Raw genomic sequence first — 24408 nt, forward strand, 5'->3', positions numbered from 1 at the left:
AATTCTCAAGCATTGAGGGTAAATAACTTGTGTGGCGCAATCGCCAGGGCAATCGGTGCGCCGACGCTGTGCAATAGGTTGTCGCTGCTGTCCACCAGCAGCGGTTGGGCGCCACCGACATCCACCAGCAGGCGGCTTTGTGCACCCTGGAAGAATTGCGCCACAAGATGGCCGTGCACGTGCCCTTCGTCTTCCATCACCCGCAAGTGTTCGGGCCGGCAATAGACGGTGCTCGGCGAGTCAGCCCTGTGCCACGGCAACTCGCCGCCGCAGACTTTCAGGCCGTGGGCGGTGCGATCAAGCACCACAAAGGCATTGAGGTTGCCGACAAAGCCTGCGACGAACGCATTGGCCGGTTGCTGGTAGATCTCCCGCGGGCTGGCCAGTTGCGCAACACGGCCCCGCTCCATGACCAGGATGCGATCGCCCAGGGCCATGGCTTCGCCTTGGTCGTGGGTGACAAATACCGAGGTGATGCCCAACCCACGCAACAGCTCATCCAACTCACTGCGCAAACGCTCGCGTAATTGCGCATCCAGGGCTGCCAACGGCTCGTCCAGCAACAGCACTTTGGGGCGCGGCGCCAAGGCTCGCGCCAGGGCCACGCGTTGGCGCTGGCCCCCGGACAATTCGTGGATGCTGCGTTTGCCGTGGTGCTGCAAACCCACCAGTTCCAGCAGTTCTTCACAACGCTTGTTGCGCGCAACGGGCGACAGGCCGCGAATCTTCAAGCCATAGACGATGTTCCCGGCCACATCCAGGTTGGGAAACAGCGCGTAATTCTGGAACACCATGCCCACATCGCGGCGCTCGATCGGCAGGCGGGTGACGTCCTGGTCGCCGAAAAACACCTGCCCCACGTCCGGGCGTTCCAGCCCGGCGATCAGCCGCAGGGTGGTGGTTTTGCCGCAGCCGGACGGGCCGAGAATCGCCAGGGTTTCACCGCCTTCGACGGTCAGGTTCAAGTCATGCACGGCCACGGTGCCGTCGGCGAACGCCTTGCGACAGCCCTTCAGGCGGATAGTGATAGCAGTCATCGACGCTCTCCACGGGACAAACGAGCACTGATGGCCTGCAACGCAATCAGCAGCGGCACGATCATCAGCAAAAAGATAAGGGTGTAGGCGCTGGCGATTTCCAGGCGCGCCGAGGCATAGCTGTCGGCCAGACCGACCGGCAAGGTTTTGGTCATCGGCGTGTGAAGCATCCACGTCAGGTTGAACTCACCCAGGCTCAAGGTGACCACCATCAGTACGCCCGCCAGAATCCCCGCCCGGCAGTTGGGTACCACCACACTGAAAAAACGCTTGATCGGCCCGGCCCCCAGGCTCGCGGCGGCCTCTTCCAGCACTGGCAGGTGCTGGCGTTGCATCACCGCCATCACCGGGCGTACCAGAAACGGCAGCGTGAACAGTACGTGACCGACAAGAATGAACAGCCAACTGCTGCGAAAGGTGCCGAACTGGCCGTAGGTCAGCAGTAACGCCAACGCACTGGCGAGCCCCGGCATCGCTACCGGCAGAACCATCAGTTCCTCGAACGCACGGCTGAAGCGGTTGTTCATGCGCACTAACGCATACGCTGCGGGCACACCCAACACACAGACGCACACCGCGCAGGCCAGCGCCAATTGCAGCGACAGCCACACCGTCGGCGAGTAGGCCTGCCACACCTGGATCAGCCAATCGAAGGTCAAGCCGCTGGACAGGCCGACAAAGAAATTGCGCGTCAACCCGGCCAACAACGACATCAACACCGGCACCAGCATGAAAGCGCACACCAGCAGGGTGAACAGCAGTTGAATCACAAACAGCGATGAGCGCTTCACAGGACAGTCCCCGCGTTTTTAACCAGGCGTCGTGTCAGCAACAGCACCGCCCAGGTTACCGCGCCGAGCACCACCGACAGCGCAGCTGCCACGGCAAAGTTGGCGTAATTGGTGAACACGTTGTAGATCGCCACCGGTGTGACATTCAGGCGTGTACCCAGGGTGAAGGCCGTGCCGAAAGCGCCCATGGAGGTGGCAAAGCAGATGGCCCCGCAAGAAGCCAGCGCCGGCGCCAAGCCCGGCACGATCACGTCACACACCACGCGCCAATGCCCCGCGCCCAAAGAATGCGCGGCCTCCTCGAGGCTGCGATCGAGGCTTTCGCACGCAGCCATCACCGTGAGAATCACCCGTGGGATCGAAAAGTACAGGTAGCCGACAAACAACCCCGCCAACGAATAGGCAAAGATCCAGCGCTCACCGGCCAAGTGCATCCCCAGCGCCGCAAACAAGCCTTGACGCCCCGCCAACAGAATCACCAGGAAGCCCACCACCACGCCAGGAAATGCCAAGGGAAACGTGAGCAACGCCACCAACGCCGAACGCCCGAAAAACTGCTGGCGTGCCAGAAACACACCGCTGATGCCACCGATCAACAGCGCGACCAGCGTCACCACCATCGCAAGCATCAGGGTTTGCCCAAGGCTGCCCAGGTATTGCGCGCTGCTCAGCACCTGCCAATAGCCGCTGCCGTTGCTGTCACGGCTGTCGGCGCCCAACACCACCAGGTGCGCCAACGGCAACAGCCAAAAGGCGAGCAGCACCGCAAAAGCCGGGGCCAGCGCCCAGGCCGCGTGTCGGGTCGAAGTTGCCACTTACTTGACCTCGTTGAGGTAGCGGGCGGCGAAGGCTTCCTGCACCGCGGCCATTTTCTGGTAGTCCACGACACCTGCGCGGGCGTAATCGCTGTCGGGCAAGAACTGTGCGGCGACCTCGGCCGGCATTTTCACCGGGCGCACCGGGCGCAGGTACGCCTTGGCCCACAGCGCCTGGCCCTGGTCCGAGAGCACGAAGTCGAGCACCTTCTCGGCGTTGGCGCGATGCGGCGCATTGGCCACTTGGCTCATCACATACGGCACGCTGATGCTGCCCTCTTGCGGGATCACAAAGGCAACATTGGCGTTGTCCTTGTAGCGGGCACGGTAGGCGTTGAAGTCGTAATCCACCAGGATCGGCAATTCACCGGACAGCACCCGTGCATAGGCGGTTTGCTTGGGCACGATGGGCGCGTTTTTCGCCAGTTTCTGGAAATAGTCGATGGCCGGGGCGAAGTTATCCAGGTCGCCGCCCAGGGCACGGTTGATGGCCACGGCAGACACGTAGCCGACGAATGCGCTGGAGGGGTCGAGGTAGCCGACCATGCCTTTGTATTGCGGCTTGAGCAGGTCGGCCCAGCTCTGCGGCACCGGCAAACCGCCTAGCGCGTCGACGTTGACCATGATGCCCAGGGTGCCCGAATGGATGGCGAACCATCGGCCCTCGGGGTCTTTCAAGCCTGCGGGAATCTGCTCCCAGCCCTTGGGTTTGTAACCCTCCACCACCCCGGCTTTTTGCGCTTGTAAACCGAACGTCACGCCGTAGTACACGACGTCAGCGACCGGGGCGGCCTTTTCCGCCACCAGTTGCGCCAGCGACTGGCCGGAGTTCTTGTTGTCCAGCGGCACCTGTACGCCAGTGCTGGCGGCGATGGCCTTGAGCTGCGTGCCCCAGTCGGCCCAGTCCGGCGGGCAGTTGTAGCAAATCGAGGTTTCGGCGGCCTGGGCCAGGCTGGCCACACCGCACAGCAACACAGCGGCCAGGGTTTTACTGAATGCGCGCATCGAGGGGCTCCTCATGGGGTTGAGTGCTTTCGCCCGGCCGGATATGGCAAGGCAAGCAATGGGAAATCGGGGCGTTACCGGCGATTTGCGCCAGCAGTTGGTCAATCACCGTGCTGGCCAGCAGTGCAATGGGCTGCACCACGCTGCACAGGGTCGGGTGCATCTGGGTGCCAAGGGAGATACCGTCAAAGCCCATCACCGACAGTTGCTCGGGCACATTCCAGGCATTGCGGCGCAGTTCGGCGATCAGGCTGATGGCCAGGAAATCGTTAGAGCACACCAACGCCGTGGGCGCGTCCGGGCCTTGCAGATACGGCTGGATCGCGGCAAATTCGGCCTGGGTGTGCGCCGGCATTTCGATCACGGCGCGCGGTTGAAGGCCATACGCTTTCATCGCATCGCAATACCCGGCGTAGCGCAGTCGCGCACGGTCCGATTGCAAGGCGGGCCCGGCGACCATGCTGATGCGTCGGTGCCCGGCCTCAAGCAAATACCGCGTGGCCAGCGCCATGCCCGCGCGGTTATCAACCGACACCGCACTGTAGCCGGGGTTGCTCGGCTGGTGGTAAGCCAGCACAAACGGGGTTTGCTCCATAGCCAGGCTGTTCAGCACGCTGCTGCTCTCGGCGTCGGTGACGGTCAGTACCAAGCCATCCACACGCTGGCGCAGCAGCTCTTCGACCACCACGCTTTCGCGCTCGCAGCTGTAGTCGGTGGTCGCCAGCAACAAGCTGTAGCCACGCAGCCGCGCTGCGCGCTCCATGGCCTGGAACTGTTCGGCAAACACCGGGTTGAGCAGGTTGGGCACCACCACACCGATCAGATGGGTGGTTTGCAGGCGCAACTGGCGGCCGAGCAAGTTGGGCCGAAAACCCAGCTCACGGGCAGCAGCGAACACCTGCTCACGGGTGGCCTCGCGCACCTGCTCCGGGGAGGCGAAGGTGCGGGCGGCAGTGGCGCGGGATACACCGGCCAACTGCGCAACGTCTTTCAAATCAGTCATTGTCACTCGCTTGAGATCGATCTCATTGGCGAGGACAGTAACGGGGGAATGTGGCAGGACGGTGCCAGGGAGATGACGGTTTAATGGCAGCCAGGGTTCACGAGAATGTCTTTATTGCGACGTAGGGTTCAGCAAATCCGCCCGCTAACCTTTCGATCTGATCCAAGTGCGGGCACAATGCGTGTCCTTTTTTGGCAGGCACCGCCGCAGGCTCTCAAAAATGATCAAAACGCCGTACTACCTCATCGATAAACAGAAGCTTCTGGTCAACATGCAGAAGATTGCTTACGTGCGCGAGCAGTCCGGCGCCAAGGCTTTGCTGGCGCTCAAGTGCTTTGCTACCTGGTCGGTGTTTGACCTGATGCAGCAATACATGGACGGCACCACCTCGTCGTCGCTGTATGAATTGAAGCTCGGTCGCCAGAAGTTCGAAGGTGAAGCGCACGCCTACAGCGTGGCCTGGGCCGATGACGAAATCGAAGAGATGCTGGAGAACTGCGACAAGATCATCTTCAACTCCATCAGCCAACTGCAACGTTTTGCCGAACGCAGCGAAGGCAAGACCCGCGGCCTGCGCGTCAACCCGCAGGTGAGCAGCTCCGACTATTTGCTCGCCGACCCGGCGCGCCCGTTCAGCCGCCTGGGCGAATGGGACCCGGTGAAGATCGAAGGCGTGATTGATCAAATCTCGGGCTTCATGTTTCACAACAACTGTGAGAACGGCGACTTCAGCCTGTTCGACAAAATGCTCGGCACCATCGAAGAACGCTTCGGCGCGCTGCTGCACAAGGTCGAGTGGGTCAGCCTTGGCGGCGGCATCCACTTCACCGGTGAAGACTATGCCGTGGACGCGTTCTGCGCGCGCTTGAAAGCGTTCTCCGAGCAGTACGGCGTGCAGGTGTATCTGGAACCGGGTGAAGCAGCGATCACCAACAGCGCCTCGCTGGAAGTCACCGTGCTCGACACCCTCTACAACGGCAAGAACCTCGCCGTGGTCGACAGCTCCATCGAAGCCCACCTGCTGGACTTGCTGATCTACCGCCTCAACGCCAAATTAGCGCCGAGCGACGGCGAACACACCGTGATGGTGTGCGGCAAATCCTGCCTGGCCGGGGACATCTTCGGCGAGTATCAATTTGATCGTCCGCTGGCCATCGGCGATCGGCTGTCGTTCATCGACACCGCAGGCTACACCATGGTCAAGAAAAACTGGTTCAACGGCCTGAAAATGCCGTCCATCGTAGTGAAACAACTCGACGGTACAGTCGAGGTGGTTCGTGAATTTGGTTACGACGACTACCTGTCCAGCCTTTCGTAAGCTGGCGGATAAAGGAGAGATAAAGCAATTGAAAAAGAACGTTCTTATCATTGGTGCAGGAGGTGTCGCCAAGGTGGTGGCCCACAAGTGCGCGCAGCACAACGACGAACTCGGTCGTATTGCTATCGCGTCGCGCAACATCTCCAAATGCCAGGCCATCATCGACAGCGTCAAGGCCAAGGGTAGCCTCAAGGTGCCCGCCGACATCCAGGCTTTTGCGCTGAACGCTTTGGACGTGGAAGCGACCAAGGCCCTGATCCGCGAGACCGAGTCGCAGATCGTTATCAACGTGGGCTCCGCGTTCCTCAACATGTCGGTACTGCGTGCCTGCATCGACACGGGCGTTGCGTACCTGGACACCGCCATTCACGAAGAGCCGGGCAAGGTCTGCGAGACCCCGCCGTGGTACGGCAACTATGAATGGAACCACCTGGAAGAGTGCAAACAGAAGAACATCACCGCCATCCTTGGCGTGGGCTTCGACCCGGGTGTCGTCAACGCGTATGCCGCGCTGGCGCAGCAACAGCATTTCGACCGCATTGATTCAATCGATATTCTCGACGTCAATGCCGGCAGCCATGGCAAATACTTCGCCACCAACTTCGACCCGGAAATCAACTTCCGCGAGTTCACCGGGCAGGTGTGGAGCTGGCAGAACAGCCAGTGGACCAGCAACACCATGTTCGAAGTCAAACGCACCGACGACCTGCCGGTCGTCGGTTCGCAGAACCTCTACCTTACCGGCCACGATGAAGTGCACTCGCTGTCGAAAAACCTCGACGTGCCCAACGTGCGTTTCTGGATGAGCTTCGGCGAACACTACATCAACGTGTTCACCGTATTGAAAAACCTCGGCCTGCTCTCCGAAAAACCGGTCACCACCGCCGAAGGCCTGGAAGTCGTACCGCTTAAACTGGTCAAGGCCGTGCTGCCCGACCCGTCTTCGCTCGCCCCCGGCTACACCGGCAAAACCTGCATCGGTGACCTGGTCAAAGGCACCAAAGGCGGCCAGCCACGTGAGATGTTCATCTACAACGTGGCCTGCCATGAAGAAGCCTTTGCCGAGACCGACAGCCAAGGCATCTCCTACACCGCAGGCGTACCACCGGTGGCCGCTGCGCTGCTGGTGGCGCGTGGCGAGTGGGACGTGAAACACATGGCCAACGTCGAGGAACTGCCGGCTGAGCCGTTCCTGAAGGCGCTGGACGTGATGGGCTTGCCGACTCGGATTAAAGACGAGCACGGTGATCGGGCTTGGGATGCGATTGATTGATTAGGTGATTGCTGACCGAACAAAAAAATGCGCCCTCTGGGGCGCATTTTTTGTTTGGAACAAACACAAATCTCCACCCCAATGAAGATCAACCTGTGGGAGCTGGCTTGCCTGCGATAACGATCTTCCAGTACCGGATGGGTTGGCTGACACACTGCTATCGCAGGCAAGCCAGCTCCCACATTGAATCTCCGGTGAATGCCAAAACAGTTCAAAAAACTGTCAATTCTCACAGGTTACGCCTCCCACAAACTGCGCTAGCTTAGCCAGTCGAGAGCGCAATCATCGATTGGCTCACCCATTCATCATGAGCGAAAGGACTCGTCCATGAACCGGCCAAAACCCGCAACCCGCAACACTTCGCCGATCAAGCCGCGGGCACGAAACCGTTTAGGCATCACCGCCCACCTGCCCCGCTGGGTGTTCGCGCTGCTCATCGCACTCTGCGCCCTCGGCGCACTGCAAGACCGCGCCCGCCGCGTACGGCCGGTGTACGCCGTACTGCTGTGTGTCGGCGTGCTCATGCTGTTATGGGCGGGCTGGATACGCTGGTTTGCGCCTGGTTCATAGCTCGCAGGTATGACACTCGCCATCAACGAGCGATGAAGATCAACCTGCGGGAGCTGGCTTGCCTGCGATGGCGGCCTTTCAGTGCCGCATGGGTTGACTGACACTCTGCTATCGCAGGCAAGCCAGCTCCCACAGGTGATCGCGTGCGTTCAGATATTTCCCACAAGGGTTTCAGGTTGTCGGTCGGAAGTGGGCTGACTAATCTCTGTGCCGTCGCTGCCAATTCAGCGGCCGGATTTGACCGTCCGATTAATTAAAGTACAGCTTGGCTCTAACCTATTTCAGGTGTTTTTTTCACGCCTGAGGTATCGTGTTGCGGTGGCTGTATGCGGGATACCTTCGGGTATGCCGGATTTCCTTTGATTGCCGGTCGGTCAACCCGTGTACAGCTGCCACCCTCTTCGCTTGACCGCGAACGTTGGCAGCTCCACTTAATCTTAGGACCTTCACCATGATCAAAGACAGCCCAAATCCCCCAGGCCAGCCAGACTACGACACCAGCACCCTGCACGAAGTGGCCTACCGTGCGATCGCCCACTACCTCAACCCCGGCAAACCCATTCCTGAACCCAGCGAAGGCATCTTCACCGTGCGCGCCGACCTGGGCACCGAAACCCTGCTGGTCAATGCTTCCCAGGATCTGGCGTCCATCAGCAATATCGCCAACCACCTGGCGTTTGAAATCGACGGCTCCCAACGCAATGTCGCGCTGGGCATCTGCCGCATGCTCGAAGGTGTGCAGTTGCTGGTGGACAAAGCCCTGAACGTGGCCCACCCAGCCGCCTGAAGATGGACGAGATAGAGCGCCTGAGCTATCTTCGGGCGCTCTGTCGACAAACCGGAACAGGAAGTTACCGCTTGAGTACCTCGCCCCTTCTACGAAGCCGCACCTTCGCCCTCCTCGCCGGCATTGCCTTTATTGCCGTGGACCAGCTAGTCAAACTGCTGGCCCTGGTTTCGCTGCAAGCCAGCAGCTTCAAAATTGGCTCCAGCCCTCTCAACCTTGCGCTGGAACTGAGCCTCAACCCAGGCGCCTTCCTCAGCCTGGGCGCCGCATTGCCGCCGCAGGTCAAACAGCTGATCTTTATCGTTGGCGTAGCCGTCGTGGTGACGTGGGCCATGTGGTGGTCGCTTTCCAACTGGAGCCAGCCGCTGCGTAAAGTCTTGCCGCTTTACGCGATTGCCTTGGGCGGTATCGCCAACTTGATCGACCGTGTGTTTCGCGACGGGCATGTCGTGGATTACATGGTGCTGAACGTGGGGCCAACACATACCGGCGTGTTCAATATTGCTGATATCGCAATTACAGCCGGGGCATTGTTTTTGATGCTTGATCTGTTCGTGAAACCTCACAGGTCCTGATCAGCAAGGGGATTCATGCATCAGCGTGAATCCCCAGGCACTCAAAACACCGACCACCCAATCCGCTCGCTCAGCAACTCCAACGCCTTCATCCCCGCCAGCGAGTTCCCCGCCGCATTCAATTCAGGCGACCACACGCACACCGTAAACTGCCCCGGCACCACGGCGACAATTCCGCCGCCGACACCACTCTTGCCCGGCAAACCCACACGGTAGGCAAAGTTGCCCGCCTCGTCATACAGCCCGCTGGTGGCCATGATCGAGTTGACCTGCTTGGTCTGGCGCGCGGTCAAAATCTGCTCGCCACTGTGGGCACTTACGCCCTCGTTGGCCAGGAAGCTGAATGCCCGGGCCAAATCCAGGCAGCTCATTTGCAGCGCGCAGTAGTTGAAGTAACTGTGCAGCACCGCGTCGACGTCGTTGTGGAAGTTGCCGAAGGACTTCATCAAATAGGCCATGGCCGCGTTGCGCGCGCCGTGCTGGGCCTCGGAGTCGGCGACGACGCTGTTGACCAGGATTTGCGGGTTACCCGACAGGCGCCGCACAAAGTCACGCATCGACAAAATCGGCACGGCGAAGCGTGACTGGTTGATGTCGCAGATCACCAGGGCGCCGGCATTGATGAAGGGATTGCGCGGGCGGCCGCGTTCGAACTCCAGCTGCACCATGGAATTGAACGGTTGCCCCGAAGGCTCGTGGCCCAGGCGCTCCCAGATGGTTTCGCCGCCATGGTCGATGGCCTGCACCAGGCTGAACACCTTGGAGATGCTCTGTACCGAGAACAGCGTGTCGGCATCGCCTGCGCAATAGGCCGAGCCATCGTTGCCGTACACGGCGATGCCAAGCTGATTGGCAGGTACATCGGCGAGTGCGGGAATGTAGTCGGCGACTTTACCCTGGCCGATCAGGGGGCGAACTTCGCTCAGGATCGATTCCAGCAGTGCCTGCATGTCTTGTCCGGTCATTCTTATTGAATCAGTGATAAGCGGGGCGCGGAGGATACTTTAATGCGTCCGCGAGGACACCCCCTTGATCGTTCCTACGCGCTGCGTGGGAATGCCGCCTCGGACGCTCCGCGTCCCGCACCTGAAGTCGTGACGCGGAGCGTCACAGGATGCATGCCCACGCGGAGCATGGGAACGATAGCGCAACGATCGGGCACATCAAAAATGCGCCACATCCGACACCTGCTCATCGAGTACATCCCGCGCCAGCGCCCAGGCGCGGTCCCTGGATTCCACCACCAGCAGCGGGTAGCCCCAGGCCTTGCCGAACATCAGCGCAAACGGCTTGAGGGCCAGGCGTTGCGCGGCGCTGGGTTCCACCTGGATCATGCCTTTGACGTAAGTGCGCAACGCCTGTTTGTTTTTTTTCATCCAGATCGAGGCGTGTTTGCGCTCCTCGTGAGAGTGCTCGTGGTTGTTTTCGTCGACGGCTTTTTCGTGCAGCAGCACAAACGCTTGCTGGCGAGCCAGCAGGCTTTCGAACACCGCAAAAGCATCCTCCGGGCCGCCTTCGTTAGGCGCGTCAAACACGATTTTCACCACGGGAAAGGTTGAACTGTCGAGTCGCATGGCAAAGCTCCTAAATGAGAGTGGCTCTCACTATAGAGATCTTGCGACTGGACGGCATTGCACAGAATAGCCAGAATATTTCGCAATTCGGCCAAATAGCGAATCCGCCATGCAACGCCACCGCCTTGAAGAACGCGACCTGTCCCGGTCCAGGGACGCCGACCTGATCCCGCGCGCAGTGGTCGCCGTAGGCGCCACCAGCACGTCCGAGCGTTGGGAACATACGCCGCACTCGCACCGCAAAGGCCAGTTGATGTACACCCTGCGCGGGGTGATTCATTGCCAGATCGAGGCCGGCATCTGGATCGTGCCGCCCCAGTGCGCACTCTGGATTCCCGGCGGCCTGGCCCATGCCGCGCGGGGTGCCGGGGAGGCTGAGGTGTATTGCCTGCTGATCGACCCGGACGCCGCCGGCGCTCTGCCCACCCAAGGCTGCACGTTAGCCGTGTCCGGGCTGTTGCATGAGTTGATCAGCAAGGCGGTGAGTTTTCCGCACTTGTACGAGGAAAACGGTGCGCAGGGACGCTTGATCAACACATTGTTGGACGAACTGGCCCAAGCCCCCATTGAAGACTTGCACCTGCCCATGCCCCAGGACCTGCGACTGCGGCGCCTTGCCGACAGTTTGCTGGCAGACCCCAGCGACAAGTCCACGCTCGAACAATGGGCACAGCGCATCGGCATGAGCGAGCGCAGCATGACGCGCCTGCTGCTGGAGGAGCTGGGTTTGAGTTTCGGCCGCTGGCGCCGGCAGTTACATGTGATTCTGTCACTGCAACGCCTGGCCAAGGGTGAAAGCGTGCAACGGGTAGCGCTGGACCTGGGTTATGAGAACGCCAGCGGCTTTATCACCATGTTCCGTAAAGCCGTGGGCCAGCCGCCGGCGCGTTACCTGGCGGATCGCGCCGGCGCGTCGAGTGCAACGGCGGTTGGCGCCATCGCCTTGCACCCCGACAGTTGATCAACGCTGAACCGGAATGCGGATATCACCGCCCCTGCATTGGCTCTTAACACTGCGGGGGCAGCCGGCAAAACGCAGCTCTTTGCTCAGGCACACGCGTACTTCAGACAGCACCTTGCCTTTGCAAATGACCGCCATGCCATGGTTGCCCATGGCCGGGTTGCTCTGGCGGAACAGGCTCTCGATCGCTTGTGCATCCATGTAATTGGGCACATTGAACGGCTGCAACTGCTGCGGAATCTGCACGTTGGCCAAGGCCGTATCGGTGGCCTCCAGGTAACGCGAAGCGTCCAGCCCGCTGCAGGTGCCGTGTTTGGCCCACTCGTGCTTGAGCAACGCCTGCGTGGGGAAGATCAGCGCACCTTTGGCCAGGTCCGCCGCCGACAATCGCGATTGCGTATCGCACGACGCGGGCCAGCCGCCCTTGGCGTACTGCGGCCAAAGCCCGTGCAACACAAACCCGTAGCCTTTGCCCGTGCATTGCTCGTTGCCAGGGTGCGTCAGGCAGAACGTCGGCGACCATGACAGCGACAACACATAAAAATCAAACTCCCCAGGCGTCCCTTGGCTACGTGGGGCCGCCAGCACATTGGTGGCCAGTAACAGCCACAACAGCATCCAATATTTCATTTGCCTATTCCTGAGAGAAAAAACAGGTATATCCCCATTAACCCGGCAAATTAGGGTTACGGAGTAACACCTTATCGAGGATCCGGTCGGTCTTCAGCGCCTCGATCGCCAGTGACGGATGTTCGGCTTCGCCACAAATATGCGCATTCATGGCCAGTACGTGATGCCACTGGATATGTTCATGGCAGGGTATTTCCAGCACCTCATTCACCTCACCTTCCAGGCGTAACGGCTGGTCTTCAAACACGGCAAAGGTGATGCGGCCGCGGCTGCCGATCAGCTCCACGCGGTCTTCGCGCCGGTCTGCGACAAAGTTCCAGCAACCCATGCCCAGCGCGCCATTCGCGAAAGTCCAGCAAGCCGTTACCGCATCTTCAGCCACATAATTGCCGGCCTGGCGCGCGGTAAACCCGGTGACCTCGACGATATCGCCGGCCAGGTACTGGAACAAATCAAACCCATGGCTCGCCAGGTCGGCAAAGTAGCCGCCGCCGGCAATAGTCGGGTCGGTGCGCCAGTTGGCAGCGCTGGCATCGGCGGCCGCCGGTGGCTTGCACAGGCTCCAGGTCACGTGGCGCAACTCGCCAATGCGCCCTGCCTGCAGCCAGTCGCGTACTTGCTGGAAGCGCGGCAACGAACGGCGGTAGTAGGAAACAAATAAGTGCAGCCCGGCCCGCTCGAAGGTGCGCTGCATCAAGGCGCTCTGCTCGGCATTCAGCGACATGGGCTTTTCGACGCAGCAATGCTTGCCGGCTGCCGCCACCATCAGACTGTATTCGAGGTGGCTGTCGGGCGGTGTGGCGATGTACACCGCGTCCACTTCGGGGTCGTCGATCAAGGCCTGGGCGTCGGTATAGAAACGGGCAATGCCGTGGCGTGCCGCATAATCACGCACAGCTTCTTCACGGCGCCCCATCACGGCCACCAGCGCCGAACCTGGCGCTTTGTAGAAGGCGGGTCCACTCTTGAGTTCAGTGACGCTGCCACAGCCAATCATGCCCCAACGTACGGTATTCATCAGTTGTCCTCGTCCGTTTTCATCAAGGGGGCAGTATCCACATCACCGCTGGTGCATGCCAGCCTGAATCAGCATGACAATTGCATTACACTTTCATGACAGTCATTGGGCCAGGCAGGTGTAGACATTGAAAATCCGTGCAACCGTAATTTGTGAACACCAGGGGCATATCCTCTTCGTGCGCAAGGCCCGCTCGAAATGGGCCTTGCCGGGCGGCAAGGTCGAGCGTGACGAGCGCCCGGTCGGCGCCGCCGCACGCGAGCTGGAAGAAGAAACCGGGTTGAATGTGGATGGTTTGTTGTACTTGCAGGAGCTGAAGGCCCGCGACACCGTGCACCACGTGTTCGAGGCCTCGGTGGTGAACATCAGCGAGGCGCGCCCTTGCAACGAGATCATTGACTGCCGGTGGCACGCTTACGGCGCCATGGACGAACTGGACACCACCGACGCCACCCGCCACATCGTCAAGTCGTTCCTACGACGCCTGTAAGTCCGCACTCTGCCCGCTGTCCAGCAAACCGCGCTTGACTCCACCCTTGGCTTTCTGCCGTTCGACAAAGGATTTGACGAACGCGGCAGCGGCTGCATGCGCCACTGGAACGGCCATGGCCTGGTGAATGGTCATGAAGTTATCGTCAAGCAGGCGCCAGTGCGCAGACACACGGGCTTGCAGAAAATCCCGCACCCCCGCCGCCGCATCCAGGCCTTGCTCGATAAACCAGTCCACCGCCGCCGCAGAAGTGGGCGCACGCACCAGTTCGGCGTGCTGCACGGTTCGGCTCAGGTACAGGTCGTAGGCCGCGCCCTGTCCCACGGCGATACGCTTGCCCGGCGCATCCAGTTGCGCCACCTGGGTCAGCGCCGAATCAGCCGCCACCAGGTACGTGCCCTTGATCGCCACATACGGTGCGCTGAAGGCGATTTGCTGCTCACGCACCGGCTCGATCGCCAGGAACGCCACGCGCCACACGTCTTCGGCCAAGGCGGCAAAGACCTTGCCGGCGGCGTCAAAGGTGATCAGCTCCAGGCTGGCGCCCAGCTCCTCGGCCAGCGCGCGTGCGAGTGCCACCGACACACCCTGCGGCTCGCCGTCGGCGCCGCGCTGCGCCAGCACCGGGTTACCAAGGTTAATAGCGGCGCGCAGTACGCCATCCGGGGCCAACTGTTGCAGTACTTGCGGGTCAATCATCGAGCGCTCCTTGACGGGTCCGTTGCACAGTCTAACGGATCACAAACGGCAACACGCCGCCGTGCTCAAGGTACCCAAGCGATTGCAGCGAGTCGAGACGCAAGCCCAACACGCTCGTGGCAATACTCCGTCGGCGCGCTCGATACGCAGGCAGCGATGCGGCGACCCGACAAGCCAGCTCCCACACTTGGATCGCATTGCATCAGCTGGATGTGAGCAACCGCTCAGGAACGCGGTCTAGTCCCCGCCACCTGCGGCAGTTTCTCGCGGTTTTTAGCCTGCCCGCGCTGGTACAGCGCCTCGACCAGTTTTTGCCGCTCATCCTGGGGCAAATTGCTCGCAAACTGCGCCAGCGTCGCGTCCACCAATGCCCGGAGCGCCGCATCTGCCTCGCGGGCCTTGGCCAGTTCAGTGACCAGCGCATCGCGATCCAGCGTCGGCGCTTCGAGCTGCTTGATCACCCCCAGGCGTGCTTCGCGACCGGCCATGATCAGCGGCTGGCTGTCGGCGCGGTTGTGGCGCAACAACTGGCGCAATTCCTTGCGCCGCTCCATCGGCAACTTGATCATCGCCTGGCGCAGACCGTGCTGGTTGACCACCGCTTCGGCGGGCTTGGCGGTAGCCATCCAGTGATAGAGGCCGCCGCCCACGCCACCGATCAAAAACACATTGAGTAATACCGAGAAAACCAGCCAGGGTTTAAGGGATGTTGGGGTCATTGCTCGGTTTCCTCGGCGTTGACGGTGAAGACGACATCGGCGTCGCCCTGATCGAAGACGCTGGGCAGCACGTCGGATGACAGCATCGGCAACGGCACACTCAGTGACGCCACCAGTACCCCGGCGGCGATGCCGGCAATGCCCACGCCCACCAACCCGGCAGGCGACAGCCAGTTGGCATAGCGTGCCCAGAACGACGGCCGTCGCGGTGCAGACTCGCGAATCTGTCGCGCAAGCGCCGGTTCGTTGAACACCAGCTGATGGCTGTCCAACTGGGCGTCGAGCCAACCGACCTCGCGCAACGCCTCGCGCGCGCGTGGGTTGCCGCTGTCGAGCAGTGCCTGGGCAGCGGCTTGTTCGGCGCTGGGCCAGCGATGCAGGCTGGCGCCGTAGGCGTCAGCCAAGTGCGCAAAGCGTTCAGGTGTCATGGTTTTCCCCTTCCTGGGCGGGCGAGCCCGGGTGTGTCGGCAAGTTGGCTGCGCAACTGGCGTCGGGCCCGCGACAGCAGGCTCTCCAGTGCCTCGACGCTGATGTTCATCAGGGCCGCGGCGTCGATGTTCGACAGCTCCTGGTAGTACTGCAGCACAATGGCTTCACGCTGGCGCTCGGGCAAGCTCGCCAGGGCGGCGGTCATCCTGGCGCTACGGTCCGCCGTTTCCAACTGTTCATCCGGCGAGGGTGCGCTGTCCGCCAGTTCCAGCGCTTCGTCCTCGTTCAACGGGCGTTCCTTGCGCCGGCGCAAGCGGTCATGGCACAGGTTGAGCGCCACGCGGTGCAGCCAAGTGTCAAAACGCGCTTCGCCGGGGCGCCAGTTGGCCGCCTGGCGCCAGATGCGCAGGAAGCTTTCCTGGGCCACGTCCTTGGCTTCGTCGGCATCCCCCAGCAGCCGCCCGGCAAGCGCAAGCAGGCGCGGCAGCTTGCGCGTCACCATTTCGTTGACGGCCGCAGGTTCGTTGTTGCCGATACGTGCCAGTAGCTCAACGTCCGGATCAGTGTCTTTCAATCAGGTAATACTCGGTCCGGGGGCTAAGAGGTTTCAGCGGATCCAGTGCCCTTTGCGCCAGTACCAGTTGGGGCCACGGGATTCCCAGTGCCCAGGTTCCCAGCGCGCGTTACGCACCACTTCCTGCCAGTGGCCCGGCACCCAGGCATACGCGCCACGTTCCCATTGCCAGTGGCCACGGTCCCAGACAAAGCCCGGGCGTTCAGCCGGGATCACTTCAACGCGTTCTGCCGGTGGGGCCTGGCGAATGATCACTTCGGTCTGGGCAAAGGTCGGGGTGCTGACAAGCGCGGCGAAGGCCAGCGGGACCAACAAGGCATAGCGCAATTTGGCCAGAGGGTTCATGGCAACTCCTTCATACGGCGGACGAAAATGTTCGCATCTGATGGGTTGAACGCTGGGCACAGGAAAATCCGTCGCGAGAACGGTGAATTGTTTCTCGACGGTGGGAGTATTGCTCAAGGGAAGAAAACGCTGGATGAAATGTTTGAAAGCATCGCGACGGATTTGTGCAGGTGGTGGCGTTCAACAGGTAACGCAAAACACACAATGAGGAAATATCATGCCCCGTCGACTCTCTATACTGGTTGCCGCCCTGTTGATCGTCAGCCTCAGCGGCTGCGTGATCCTGCCGGAGCATCGGCATTGCTGCTGGCGCTACTATGGCGCTGACACCGCCCCCACCAGCAGCGTCAACAGTTAACCGACTGCCGCAAAACCACGCCGCCCGGCCTTGATCTCGGTGCGCAGTTCGCCAATAAGGTTTGAGATGGAACGGATGCTGTCCAGGCCTTGGGGCGAGACCCGGGTCAACAGCAGATCGACGCGACCCGACGCTGGCTCGAACACCCTGATGCGCAGCGAGCCGTCGCTGTTGAGGCTGCAATCACAGGCCAGCGGCAGGAAGCCCGCGGCCATGATCTTATTGAGTTCGTCGAGCGCAATCATGCTGAGCCCCCATCCCTGGGTTCGACCCTGTGGGTGTGATGCAACCAGCATAGATAAGGTTTTGCCTGCTACTGAACAATTAATTCAAAAGTGATAGCTGTGCCACATTTCGCCCTGTAAACGCTGGTGCACTGGCGTCAGAAACCCAACACACGACCTCTCGTCTGCTGCTTTGGCAAGGGCTTGACTCACAACCTGTATCAAAAGACGCTCTTGGCTTTTCGCCATCACCCTGAGCCGCCCGCCATGAGCATCGTTCCCCCGAGCCAGCCCGACAGCGACGTGTACAAAACCCTGCTGGAGTCGACCAAGGCCATCCCTTGGCGCATCGACTGGCAGAGCATGACCTTCAGCTACATCGGCCCGCAGATCGAAACGCTGCTGGGCTGGAGCCCGCAAAGCTGGGTGAGCGTGGATGATTGGGTCGAACGCATGCACCCGGACGACCGTGAATACGTGGTGAACTTTTGCGTGTCGCAATCGCGTGCCGGCGTGGACCACGAAGCCGACTACCGCGCACTGACGGCCAATGGCGAGTATGTGTGGATCCGCGATGTGGTGCATGTGGTGCGCAAGGACGGCGAAGTCGAAGCCTTGATCGGCTTTATGTTCGATATCAGCGAGCGCAAGAAGACCGAAGAGCACTTGATCCGCCTGCAAAAACAACTGGAGGAATACTCCTTCCAGGACGGCCTCACCGGCATCGCCAACCGCCGCATGTTCGACACCGTGCTCGAACGCGAATGGGCCAGTGCCCTGCGCAGCCAATTGCCGCTGTCGTTGATTATTCTGGATATAGACTTTTTCAAGCAGTACAACGACCACTACGGCCATATCAAGGGTGATGAAGCCTTGCGCCAGGTGGCCCGCACTTTGTCGCAGGCGGCCAACCGGCCACGGGATTTTATTGCGCGTATCGGCGGCGAGGAATTTGTGTGGTTGCTGCCCGAAACCGACGCAGCCTCAGCAAGGCAAGTGGCGCAGCGCTGCCTGCACTTGATTTGCCAGCAGCAGATCGAACACGCCGTTTCGCCGGTTTCCAAGTTGCTGAGCCTGAGCCTGGGGGTGGGCACGCATACCGTGACGCCCAACAGCGACCTGCTGGCGTTCGTCGAGTCGGTCGACAAGTTGCTGTATCAGGCCAAACGCAATGGACGCATGCGTGCAGAGTTCGCTGATAGTGAAGTGTGATGCCGAGGTCAAACTCCAGGCAAAAAAAATCCCAAGTAGCTGATGGAAACTTGGGATTTAAAAATGCATAAACCGTGGGAGGTGAACGCCCGGCTATAGTAACGATTGTCAAAACCTGCAACAAGATTATTTTATTCCTTTCGTCGGATTAAAAGCCGCGTAAGTCATTCAATAACCACATGATTTTTAAGGTAGCCAAGTCAACAAGTGCCACTTTTTGGTGCAATAAACCGATATAGCCCTTATCACTTAGTGGCTATATATCCATTGTTCAAATAGGGTTATTGCTTATCACGGCGCGGCACTCTCGCTGTAACGCTTTCTGAGTTGCTTACAGGCCTCAAGCGATTCCAGACTGGTAGTCGAAGTGGCACGGGCCACACTTTCAAGATGTTGGCACAGCGCCAAGCGTTCGGCGGCCTCTTCCCGTTCCAGGTCAACCTGAGCATTGAAGCGCATAAACAAGATGCCGAGCAGCACCGCGGCGCACGCAACCCCGATCGTCGCATAGCGAAGGCCGTTGGTGGACGGGGGTTCTGCCGGGTTCATGATTTAAGGTGCCCTGCTCTTTTCATACCGCACATCATCGCCCTCGACCCGGCCCACCTGCGTCCAGCCCAGCCGTTGGTAAAACCCGTTGGCGCGGATTTCACCGCGCCCGTCGGTGATCAGGTACAGCGTCGGGTGGTGCTCAAACAGTGCGGCTTCAGCCACCGCCATCAGTTGGCGGCCCAAACCCCGGCCTTCGTAGGCGGGCAATACGAACATCGCAAATACCTCGCCGCTGTCAAAGTTGACCATCGAAAAAGCCGCCGGCTGGCCCTCCACTTCTGCCAGCCACACGCACGGCGCTTCACGGATGCTGTCCGCCAGCACCTGTGGCGTAATGCCCAGATCCGCCATCTGCTCACGGCTCAAGTGGTTCTGCACCACGGCCGTGCGAATGGCGAACAACGTGTCGATATCCGCCAGCGTCGCCAGCCGAATAGGGTTTTGCATAGATGCCTCCTCCGTGGATGCACGCAATTGTATGTAAATAGAAACACACAGATTGTCGTGGATTTGTAAGAGAAGGCGCTCGACTACAGGGGTTTTGCCTGTTGTTGACGCCGAAACTGCCCCGGCGCCAGGCCATGGGCCTTGCGAAAGCAGCGGGAAAAGTACGCCTCGTCGGTAAACCCGCAACGCAGGGCAACTGCACCTATCAATTGCGCAGTGTTGAGCAATAAGGTGCGCGCCAATTGCATGCGGCGGTCGAGCACCCACTGAGAAAAGGGTTTGCCGGTTTCTTTGCGCAGCAAATGGGTGAGGTAGTTGGGTGACAGGAACGCAGCGGCCGCAGCGTCAGTAAGATTGAGGCCCGGCTCGTGCAGATGCTCGCGGATATAGCCGTGCACCCGTGCCAAGGCGTCTTTGCGTCCGCGTCGGGTGGTGTTATTGGCGGCAAACGCCTGCAAGGGTTCGGCGTACTGCTGGCAAACCAGGCCGATCAGTTGGAACAAGTAGCCTTTCAAGCGCTCACGCGCGCCGAAAGTGCGCTGGGCGTCCAGGGTGCGCATATGGCCGAGCCAGATGTGCACTTGTTCAAAGTCGGCGTCGTCAAGGATGAAGTCCAGGTGCTCCTGAAAACGGAACGGTGACAGCTCCGGCGCCTGGCTGATGGGGATGTCTTCCAGGTCCAGCGGGTCGCAGGTCAACTGCGGCAGGAAGAACGCCTGGCTGAAGTTGATCAGCATGAACTCGCCGTCTTGCGGGTGGGGAATCACATGCAGGCGATGGGGCAGGATAAACGCCATGGCTTTGTGCGGGAACGGACGCACCGCGCCGCCGATATGTTGCACGGTGTCGCCGCCCAGGTTGATCTGAATCTGGAAGTATTCATGCCGATGCGGGCTGGTCAGCGCCGCCCGCCCGCGCTTGTCGCGGATATAGAAGTCGGGGCGGTCGCTGCGTTGTTCCATGCCATAGGTGGTGACGCGGGTGCCTGGCATAACAGTCTCTCGAATGGCCTGGGCACCACTTTAGCCTCAACCCTGGCTGAGGGTGAAACTCAACTCGCCGATGCCCTCGATGCCAGCGGTAACCGCATCCCCACGCTGCAACGCGCCGACGCCTGCCGGGGTGCCGGTAAAGATCAGGTCACCGGCCTTGAGTGCTACGGATTTTGAGGCGTAGCTGATGATTTCACTCACCGACCAGATCAGGTCAGCCAAGTCGCCGACCTGACGCTGCTGACCATTGACCTTGAGCCAGATCTTGCCGCTGGCCGGGTGCCCGATAACGCTCGCAGGTTGCAAGGCGGTGCTGGGCGCCGATTCATCGAACGACTTGCCCCAATCCCACGGACGCGCGAGCTTTTTCGCCTCGGCCTGCAGGTCGCGACGGGTCAAGTCGATGCCGACGCCATACCCCCAAACGTGGGACAAAGCGTCTTCAGGGCTGATATCCACCCCACCCTTGCCGATGGCCACCACCAGTTCCACCTCATGGTGCAGGTCGGCAGTCAGCGGCGGGTAGGCGATCACGCCTTCGGCCGGCACCACTGCATCAGCCGGTTTCATAAAGAAAAATGGCGGTTCGCGATCCGGGTCATGCCCCATTTCACGGGCGTGTTCACTGTAGTTGCGGCCCACGCAGAACACGCGGCGCAGCGGGAAACGTGCGTCGCTGCCCTGTACGGCCAGGGATGGGGTTGGCGCGGGGGGGAATACGTAATCAGTCATGGCCTGTGCCTCTTGGTTTACCTGGCGCCAGTATGGCCAGCAGCGCCAAGGCAAAGTTGGACAGGCTTACGCAGATTTTGCACTGACCGGTGCAAAACAGCCCTGGATCATTTACGCGCCACTTTGTAGCGCAGGCAGTCCTGGTAAAAACTCTGGCGGATGACGTCGGGCTTGAGCCGTGAGCGGCTGTCGTAGGTCTGCTCGGTGATGCCCATGGCCATCATGCGCATCCACGATTTGCTGAACTTGATGGTCTGGATCTTCTGCCGCGCGGCATACAGCGACACACCCGACAGCTTGAGTTCCTGTGCCCTGGCGGCAGTGCCTGCGCCCCAACTGCACATGTACTTGTCACCCTCGCGCAACTCTCGGGCCTGCACGCTCGCCGCGCCGCCAGCCAGGGAACAGGCGATCAGCATCATTCCAACAGTGCGCATTTGCATCCCCATCTAACCACCTGAAAATAAAAGTGATTTTGGCGGGGATTTTGTTACAAAGGGGCCATTAAATTGCCTTCCTGGGTAAACATTTACCTAATAAATGTTGGCAAAAACCTGTGGCGAGCGAGCTTGCTCGCGCTGGGGCGCGCAGCGGCCCCTTGACCGGATGACCGTGTACTTCAGGTGTACCCAAGTGTCAGGTTTTGGGGCTGCTGCGCAGCCCAGCGCGAGCAAGCTCGCTCGCCACAAAAGCTCGCTCGCCACAAAAAACGGATCACCCTAAAGGGTGCCGATTACCACTGGTAAGTGGCACTCGCCTGCACGGTGCGCTGCGAGCCATACCAGCACCACGAATAGGAGTAGCACGAGGCCACGTATTCTTTGTTTGCCAGGTTGGTCGCGTTCAGCGCCAGGCGCAGGTTGTCTTTGGGGTTGGCGATATTCGGGATGTCGTAGTGCAGCGCCGCATCCATCAAGGTGTAGCCCGGTACCTTCAGGGTGTTGGCGGTATCGCCCCAGGACGAGCCCACATACCGCGCGCCCGCCCCCACGCCGAAGCCCTTGAGCAGGCCGTCGTGGAAGGTGTAGTCGGCCCACGCCGAGGCCGTATGGCGTGGCACGCCGTAGGTGGTGGTGCCCTCAACGGCAATCGCCGGCCCAGTGCCGACATCGCTGATCGGCGCGTAGCGAACGGTACTGTTGGATTTGCTCGCGCGGTTGTCCAGATAGGCGTAAGCCGCGGTAATGTTCAGGTTGTCGTTGAGGCTGGCCTTGCCTTCCAGTTCAAAGCCACGGGACTGTTGCTCGCCGTCCTGGATCTGGCAGCGGCCACTGCCGCACAGGTGCGTCGGGTCCGGATCCATGGTCGGCACGTTGGATTGGCGCAAGTCGAAAATCGCCGCCGTAATGAAGCTGTTGCTGCCTGGCGGCTGGTACTTGATGCCGATTTCATACTGTTTGCCTTCGGTCGGCTTGAACACCGAACCGCCGTAACCCGTGCCCGATTGCGGGTTGAACGACTCCGCGTAGCTGGCGTACGGCGCCAGGCCGTTATCGAACAGGTAGACCAGGCCGACCCGCCCGGTAAAGGCCTTGCTGTCCAGCGACGACTTGCTCTTGGTGCCGGAGCTGATGGTTTTGGTGGTGCTGTCGGTGCTGGCCCAGTCATAGCGACCACCCAGCAACAACACCCATTGGTCCCACTTCATTTGCTCTTGCAGATAAACACCGGTCTGCTCGCTGCGCGAGGTCGCGTCGGTGATGAACGCGGGTGTGGTGACCGGCGCGCCGTAGACCGGATCAAAGATATCCAGGTTCGGGCCACTGCCATAACCGGTCTTGGTGTCGGTGCGGGTGTTCTGGTAATCGAGCCCCATCAACAGCGTGTGCTGCAACGAACCAGTGTCGAATTTGGCCTGCACCTGGTTATCGAGGGTGTAGGCACCCATGTCCACATCGGCAGCGATGGTCGAGCGCTTGGAGGTGCGGTAGTCGCCCATCAGGTAGCTGTTATAGATGCTGCGATAGACGCCCTCGGCGCGCAGGTAACGGGCGTTCTGGCGCACCGTCCACACGTCGTTGAAGTGATGTTCGAAGGCATAGCCGAGGGAGTAATGCTCGCGGTCGCTTTTTTCGAAGTTCTTTTCACCGTCATAGAAGTCCACATCGATCTTGCGTCCCGTAGGGCTGCGCAGCACCGAGCCCCAGGCTGGCACCGACCCGTAGGACGCGCCCTTCGGGTCTTTCTGAAAATGCCCAAGCAAGGTCAGCGAGGTAGCATCGTCCGGGCGCCAGGTGAAGGCACTGGACAGCGACTGGCGGCGGGTTTCGGTGTGGTCGACCTGGCCATCGGCGTCATCGAACAACCCCGCCACGCGATAGGCATACACACCCTGATCATCAATCGGGCCGCTTAAATCAAAGGTAGTGCGCTTCTTGTTGAAGGTGCCGTATTCCACGCCGACTTCATGAAACGGCGTGTCCAGCGGGCGTTTGGTGACCATGTTGATCACCCCGCTTGGCGTGCCCTGCCCGTACAGCACCGAGGCCGGGCCGCGCAGCACTTCGACGCGCTCCAGGTCGAAGGCGTCTTTTTGCGGCAAGGCATCTCGGCTCGATGGCATACGCAGGCCGTCGAGGTAGGTTGCCGGGGCGAAGCCACGGATAGTCAGTTGGTCGAGGCGCGAAGCCGTGGCCCCACGGGTCTCCGGCACCACGGCGGCGCTGTAGCGCAGGATCTGGTTGAGACTCTCAGCGTTTTGCGCACGCATCTGGTCCTTGGTAACCACCGAAATCGACTGCGGCGTCTCGATCAGCGCGGTATCGGTCTTGGTGCCCGACAGGCTGCGGGTGGCGACATAACCCGCCACCGGCCCAGTGGGGCTTTCGCTCTGGTAGGCGCCGCTGATGGTGGTGGCCTGCAACTGCATGGCGCCGCCATCGTCCGGGAGCGCTTCGAGGCGATAGCGGTCGGCGGAGATCTTGATGGCCTGCAAGCCACTGCCGGCGAGCAATTGCGCCAATGCCACGTCGGTGTCGTATTGCCCGCTCACACCGTTGCTGTGCTTGCCGCGCGTCAAGCTTGCATCAAACGCCAGTACCAGCCCGGCCTGCTCGGCGAGACTATTGAGGGATTGGCTCAAATCACCCGCGGGAACCGAAAAACGGCGCAACGCGCTGCCGGTTTCTTCGGCAAACAATGGCTGGACGACGAACAACGGCACAGCGGCAAAAGCCATCGCCACCGACAGGGCCAGTGGGTGCAAGGGACGAGCAAGGCGCGACATGGGAAATCCTGCGTAATGGAGGTTCTATTAACCATGACGGCCATGTCGCCAA

The 24408-nt window shown here is 60.6% G+C and carries 30 protein-coding genes; 9 read left to right on the forward strand and 21 right to left on the reverse strand.

The genetic code is table 11. The annotated features are described in order from the left end of the window. Positions 1-5: 5 nt before the first annotated feature. From HBO23_RS24720 to HBO23_RS24740, 5 genes are read right to left on the reverse strand one after another with little or no spacing between them, the layout of a single operon-like run. Positions 6-1037 carry an ABC transporter ATP-binding protein gene (locus tag HBO23_RS24720; RefSeq protein ID WP_170040076.1) on the reverse strand — a complete coding sequence of 344 codons (1032 nt, stop codon included), beginning with the start codon at positions 1035-1037 and terminating at the stop codon, positions 6-8. Beyond that, positions 1034-1828, reverse strand: coding sequence for an ABC transporter permease subunit (locus HBO23_RS24725; protein ID WP_017136861.1), 795 nt, complete (start codon positions 1826-1828; stop codon positions 1034-1036). Before HBO23_RS24725 ends, HBO23_RS24720 begins: the two co-directional genes overlap by 4 nt. After that, positions 1825-2643, reverse strand: a complete 819-nt coding sequence (locus tag HBO23_RS24730; RefSeq protein ID WP_138454108.1) for an ABC transporter permease — start codon at positions 2641-2643, stop codon at positions 1825-1827. Before HBO23_RS24730 ends, HBO23_RS24725 begins: the two co-directional genes overlap by 4 nt. Further along, positions 2644-3648, reverse strand: a complete 1005-nt coding sequence (locus HBO23_RS24735; RefSeq protein WP_170040078.1) for an ABC transporter substrate-binding protein — start codon at positions 3646-3648, stop codon at positions 2644-2646. It abuts the gene before it with no gap. Next, positions 3632-4651, reverse strand: a complete 1020-nt coding sequence (locus HBO23_RS24740; protein ID WP_017136864.1) for a LacI family DNA-binding transcriptional regulator — start codon at positions 4649-4651, stop codon at positions 3632-3634. Before HBO23_RS24740 ends, HBO23_RS24735 begins: the two co-directional genes overlap by 17 nt. A gap of 220 nt (positions 4652-4871) precedes the next feature. Here HBO23_RS24740 and HBO23_RS24745 point away from each other — a divergent pair, with 220 nt between their 5' ends. The 5 genes from HBO23_RS24745 to HBO23_RS24765 all read left to right on the forward strand — a co-directional run bounded on the left by HBO23_RS24745 (position 4872) and on the right by HBO23_RS24765 (position 9174). Continuing rightward, positions 4872-5969, forward strand: a complete 1098-nt coding sequence (locus tag HBO23_RS24745) for a carboxynorspermidine decarboxylase (protein ID WP_017136865.1) — start codon at positions 4872-4874, stop codon at positions 5967-5969. A 28-nt stretch (positions 5970-5997) separates the two neighbouring features. Continuing rightward, positions 5998-7242, forward strand: coding sequence for a saccharopine dehydrogenase family protein (locus HBO23_RS24750; RefSeq protein ID WP_170040080.1), 1245 nt, complete (start codon positions 5998-6000; stop codon positions 7240-7242). A 327-nt stretch (positions 7243-7569) separates the two neighbouring features. Next, on the forward strand, positions 7570-7812 hold the full coding sequence (locus tag HBO23_RS24755) for a hypothetical protein (RefSeq protein ID WP_170040082.1): 243 nt from the start codon (positions 7570-7572) through the stop codon (positions 7810-7812). Positions 7813-8263: 451 nt separating this feature from the next. After that, the gene (locus tag HBO23_RS24760; protein WP_170040084.1) at positions 8264-8599 is read left to right on the forward strand and encodes a DUF6124 family protein; all 336 of its coding nucleotides are present in this window, start codon (positions 8264-8266) and stop codon (positions 8597-8599) included. A 71-nt stretch (positions 8600-8670) separates the two neighbouring features. Then, positions 8671-9174, forward strand: a complete 504-nt coding sequence (locus HBO23_RS24765) for a signal peptidase II (protein WP_138453155.1) — start codon at positions 8671-8673, stop codon at positions 9172-9174. A 41-nt stretch (positions 9175-9215) separates the two neighbouring features. Here HBO23_RS24765 and glsB read toward each other — a convergent pair whose 3' ends face one another. Together glsB and HBO23_RS24775 are read right to left on the reverse strand one after the other, a co-directional pair. Beyond that, entirely contained in the window at positions 9216-10124 is a 909-nt protein-coding gene (gene glsB, locus HBO23_RS24770) for a glutaminase B (protein WP_017136872.1), read from the reverse strand. A gap of 213 nt (positions 10125-10337) precedes the next feature. Further along, positions 10338-10748 carry a hypothetical protein gene (locus HBO23_RS24775; protein WP_017136873.1) on the reverse strand — a complete coding sequence of 137 codons (411 nt, stop codon included), beginning with the start codon at positions 10746-10748 and terminating at the stop codon, positions 10338-10340. 109 nt (positions 10749-10857) lie between these two features. On the opposite strand from HBO23_RS24775, the gene HBO23_RS24780 reads away from it, so the two are divergent. Then, on the forward strand, positions 10858-11709 hold the full coding sequence (locus HBO23_RS24780) for a helix-turn-helix transcriptional regulator (RefSeq protein ID WP_017136874.1): 852 nt from the start codon (positions 10858-10860) through the stop codon (positions 11707-11709). On the opposite strand, the gene HBO23_RS24785 is transcribed toward HBO23_RS24780, so the two are convergent. Together HBO23_RS24785 and HBO23_RS24790 are read right to left on the reverse strand one after the other, a co-directional pair. After that, on the reverse strand, positions 11710-12339 hold the full coding sequence (locus tag HBO23_RS24785) for a ribonuclease T2 (RefSeq protein WP_099547790.1): 630 nt from the start codon (positions 12337-12339) through the stop codon (positions 11710-11712). It lies immediately after the preceding gene. A gap of 37 nt (positions 12340-12376) precedes the next feature. Next, entirely contained in the window at positions 12377-13357 is a 981-nt protein-coding gene (locus HBO23_RS24790) for a Gfo/Idh/MocA family oxidoreductase (RefSeq protein ID WP_099547789.1), read from the reverse strand. 127 nt (positions 13358-13484) lie between these two features. On the opposite strand from HBO23_RS24790, the gene HBO23_RS24795 reads away from it, so the two are divergent. Continuing rightward, positions 13485-13847 carry an NUDIX domain-containing protein gene (locus HBO23_RS24795; protein WP_017136876.1) on the forward strand — a complete coding sequence of 121 codons (363 nt, stop codon included), beginning with the start codon at positions 13485-13487 and terminating at the stop codon, positions 13845-13847. Here HBO23_RS24795 and HBO23_RS24800 read toward each other — a convergent pair. From HBO23_RS24800 to HBO23_RS24820, 5 genes are all read right to left on the reverse strand, one after another. Beyond that, positions 13833-14546, reverse strand: a complete 714-nt coding sequence (locus HBO23_RS24800) for a transporter substrate-binding domain-containing protein (RefSeq protein WP_170040086.1) — start codon at positions 14544-14546, stop codon at positions 13833-13835. The genes HBO23_RS24795 and HBO23_RS24800 overlap by 15 nt on opposite strands. Positions 14547-14770: 224 nt before the next feature. Then, a complete protein-coding gene (locus HBO23_RS24805) occupies positions 14771-15265 on the reverse strand; it encodes a periplasmic heavy metal sensor (protein ID WP_017136878.1) in 495 nt (164 codons plus the stop codon). Beyond that, a complete protein-coding gene (locus HBO23_RS24810) occupies positions 15262-15693 on the reverse strand; it encodes a hypothetical protein (RefSeq protein WP_099547787.1) in 432 nt (143 codons plus the stop codon). Before HBO23_RS24810 ends, HBO23_RS24805 begins: the two co-directional genes overlap by 4 nt. Next, entirely contained in the window at positions 15690-16268 is a 579-nt protein-coding gene (locus HBO23_RS24815) for an RNA polymerase sigma factor (protein ID WP_170040088.1), read from the reverse strand. Before HBO23_RS24815 ends, HBO23_RS24810 begins: the two co-directional genes overlap by 4 nt. A gap of 33 nt (positions 16269-16301) precedes the next feature. Continuing rightward, entirely contained in the window at positions 16302-16613 is a 312-nt protein-coding gene (locus HBO23_RS24820) for a YXWGXW repeat-containing protein (protein ID WP_017136881.1), read from the reverse strand. A gap of 217 nt (positions 16614-16830) precedes the next feature. Here HBO23_RS24820 and HBO23_RS24825 point away from each other — a divergent pair, with 217 nt between their 5' ends. Then, positions 16831-16971 (forward strand): hypothetical protein, encoded by a 141-nt coding sequence (locus tag HBO23_RS24825; RefSeq protein WP_170040090.1) that lies wholly within the window; start codon positions 16831-16833, stop codon positions 16969-16971. Here the strand turns inward: HBO23_RS24825 and HBO23_RS24830 are convergent. Beyond that, complete coding sequence (locus HBO23_RS24830) at positions 16968-17216, reverse strand: DUF1652 domain-containing protein (protein WP_017136883.1); 249 nt, start codon at positions 17214-17216, stop codon at positions 16968-16970. The two genes, HBO23_RS24825 and HBO23_RS24830, sit on opposite strands and share 4 nt — an antisense overlap. 246 nt (positions 17217-17462) lie before the next feature. On the opposite strand from HBO23_RS24830, the gene HBO23_RS24835 reads away from it, so the two are divergent. Further along, positions 17463-18407, forward strand: a complete 945-nt coding sequence (locus tag HBO23_RS24835) for a sensor domain-containing diguanylate cyclase (protein ID WP_017136884.1) — start codon at positions 17463-17465, stop codon at positions 18405-18407. Positions 18408-18698: 291 nt separating this feature from the next. Here the strand turns inward: HBO23_RS24835 and HBO23_RS24840 are convergent, their stop codons facing one another. The 6 genes from HBO23_RS24840 to HBO23_RS24865 all read right to left on the reverse strand — a co-directional run bounded on the left by HBO23_RS24840 (position 18699) and on the right by HBO23_RS24865 (position 24356). Further along, positions 18699-18956: a hypothetical protein gene (locus HBO23_RS24840; RefSeq protein ID WP_017136885.1), complete on the reverse strand. Its 258-nt coding sequence runs from the start codon at positions 18954-18956 to the stop codon at positions 18699-18701. A 3-nt stretch (positions 18957-18959) separates the two neighbouring features. Continuing rightward, positions 18960-19406, reverse strand: a complete 447-nt coding sequence (locus tag HBO23_RS24845; protein ID WP_017136886.1) for a GNAT family N-acetyltransferase — start codon at positions 19404-19406, stop codon at positions 18960-18962. A gap of 83 nt (positions 19407-19489) precedes the next feature. Next, positions 19490-20398, reverse strand: coding sequence for an AraC family transcriptional regulator (locus HBO23_RS24850; RefSeq protein WP_017136887.1), 909 nt, complete (start codon positions 20396-20398; stop codon positions 19490-19492). 36 nt (positions 20399-20434) lie between these two features. Further along, complete coding sequence (locus HBO23_RS24855) at positions 20435-21130, reverse strand: fumarylacetoacetate hydrolase family protein (RefSeq protein WP_170040092.1); 696 nt, start codon at positions 21128-21130, stop codon at positions 20435-20437. 107 nt (positions 21131-21237) lie between these two features. Continuing rightward, on the reverse strand, positions 21238-21567 hold the full coding sequence (locus HBO23_RS24860; protein WP_026013691.1) for a hypothetical protein: 330 nt from the start codon (positions 21565-21567) through the stop codon (positions 21238-21240). A 296-nt stretch (positions 21568-21863) separates the two neighbouring features. Further along, positions 21864-24356, reverse strand: a complete 2493-nt coding sequence (locus tag HBO23_RS24865; protein ID WP_170040094.1) for a TonB-dependent siderophore receptor — start codon at positions 24354-24356, stop codon at positions 21864-21866. Between the last annotated feature and the right edge of the window lie 52 nt (positions 24357-24408).

The sequence above is a fragment of the Pseudomonas sp. WS 5532 genome (assembly GCF_012985445.1).
GTDB lineage: Bacteria > Pseudomonadota > Gammaproteobacteria > Pseudomonadales > Pseudomonadaceae > Aquipseudomonas > Aquipseudomonas edaphica.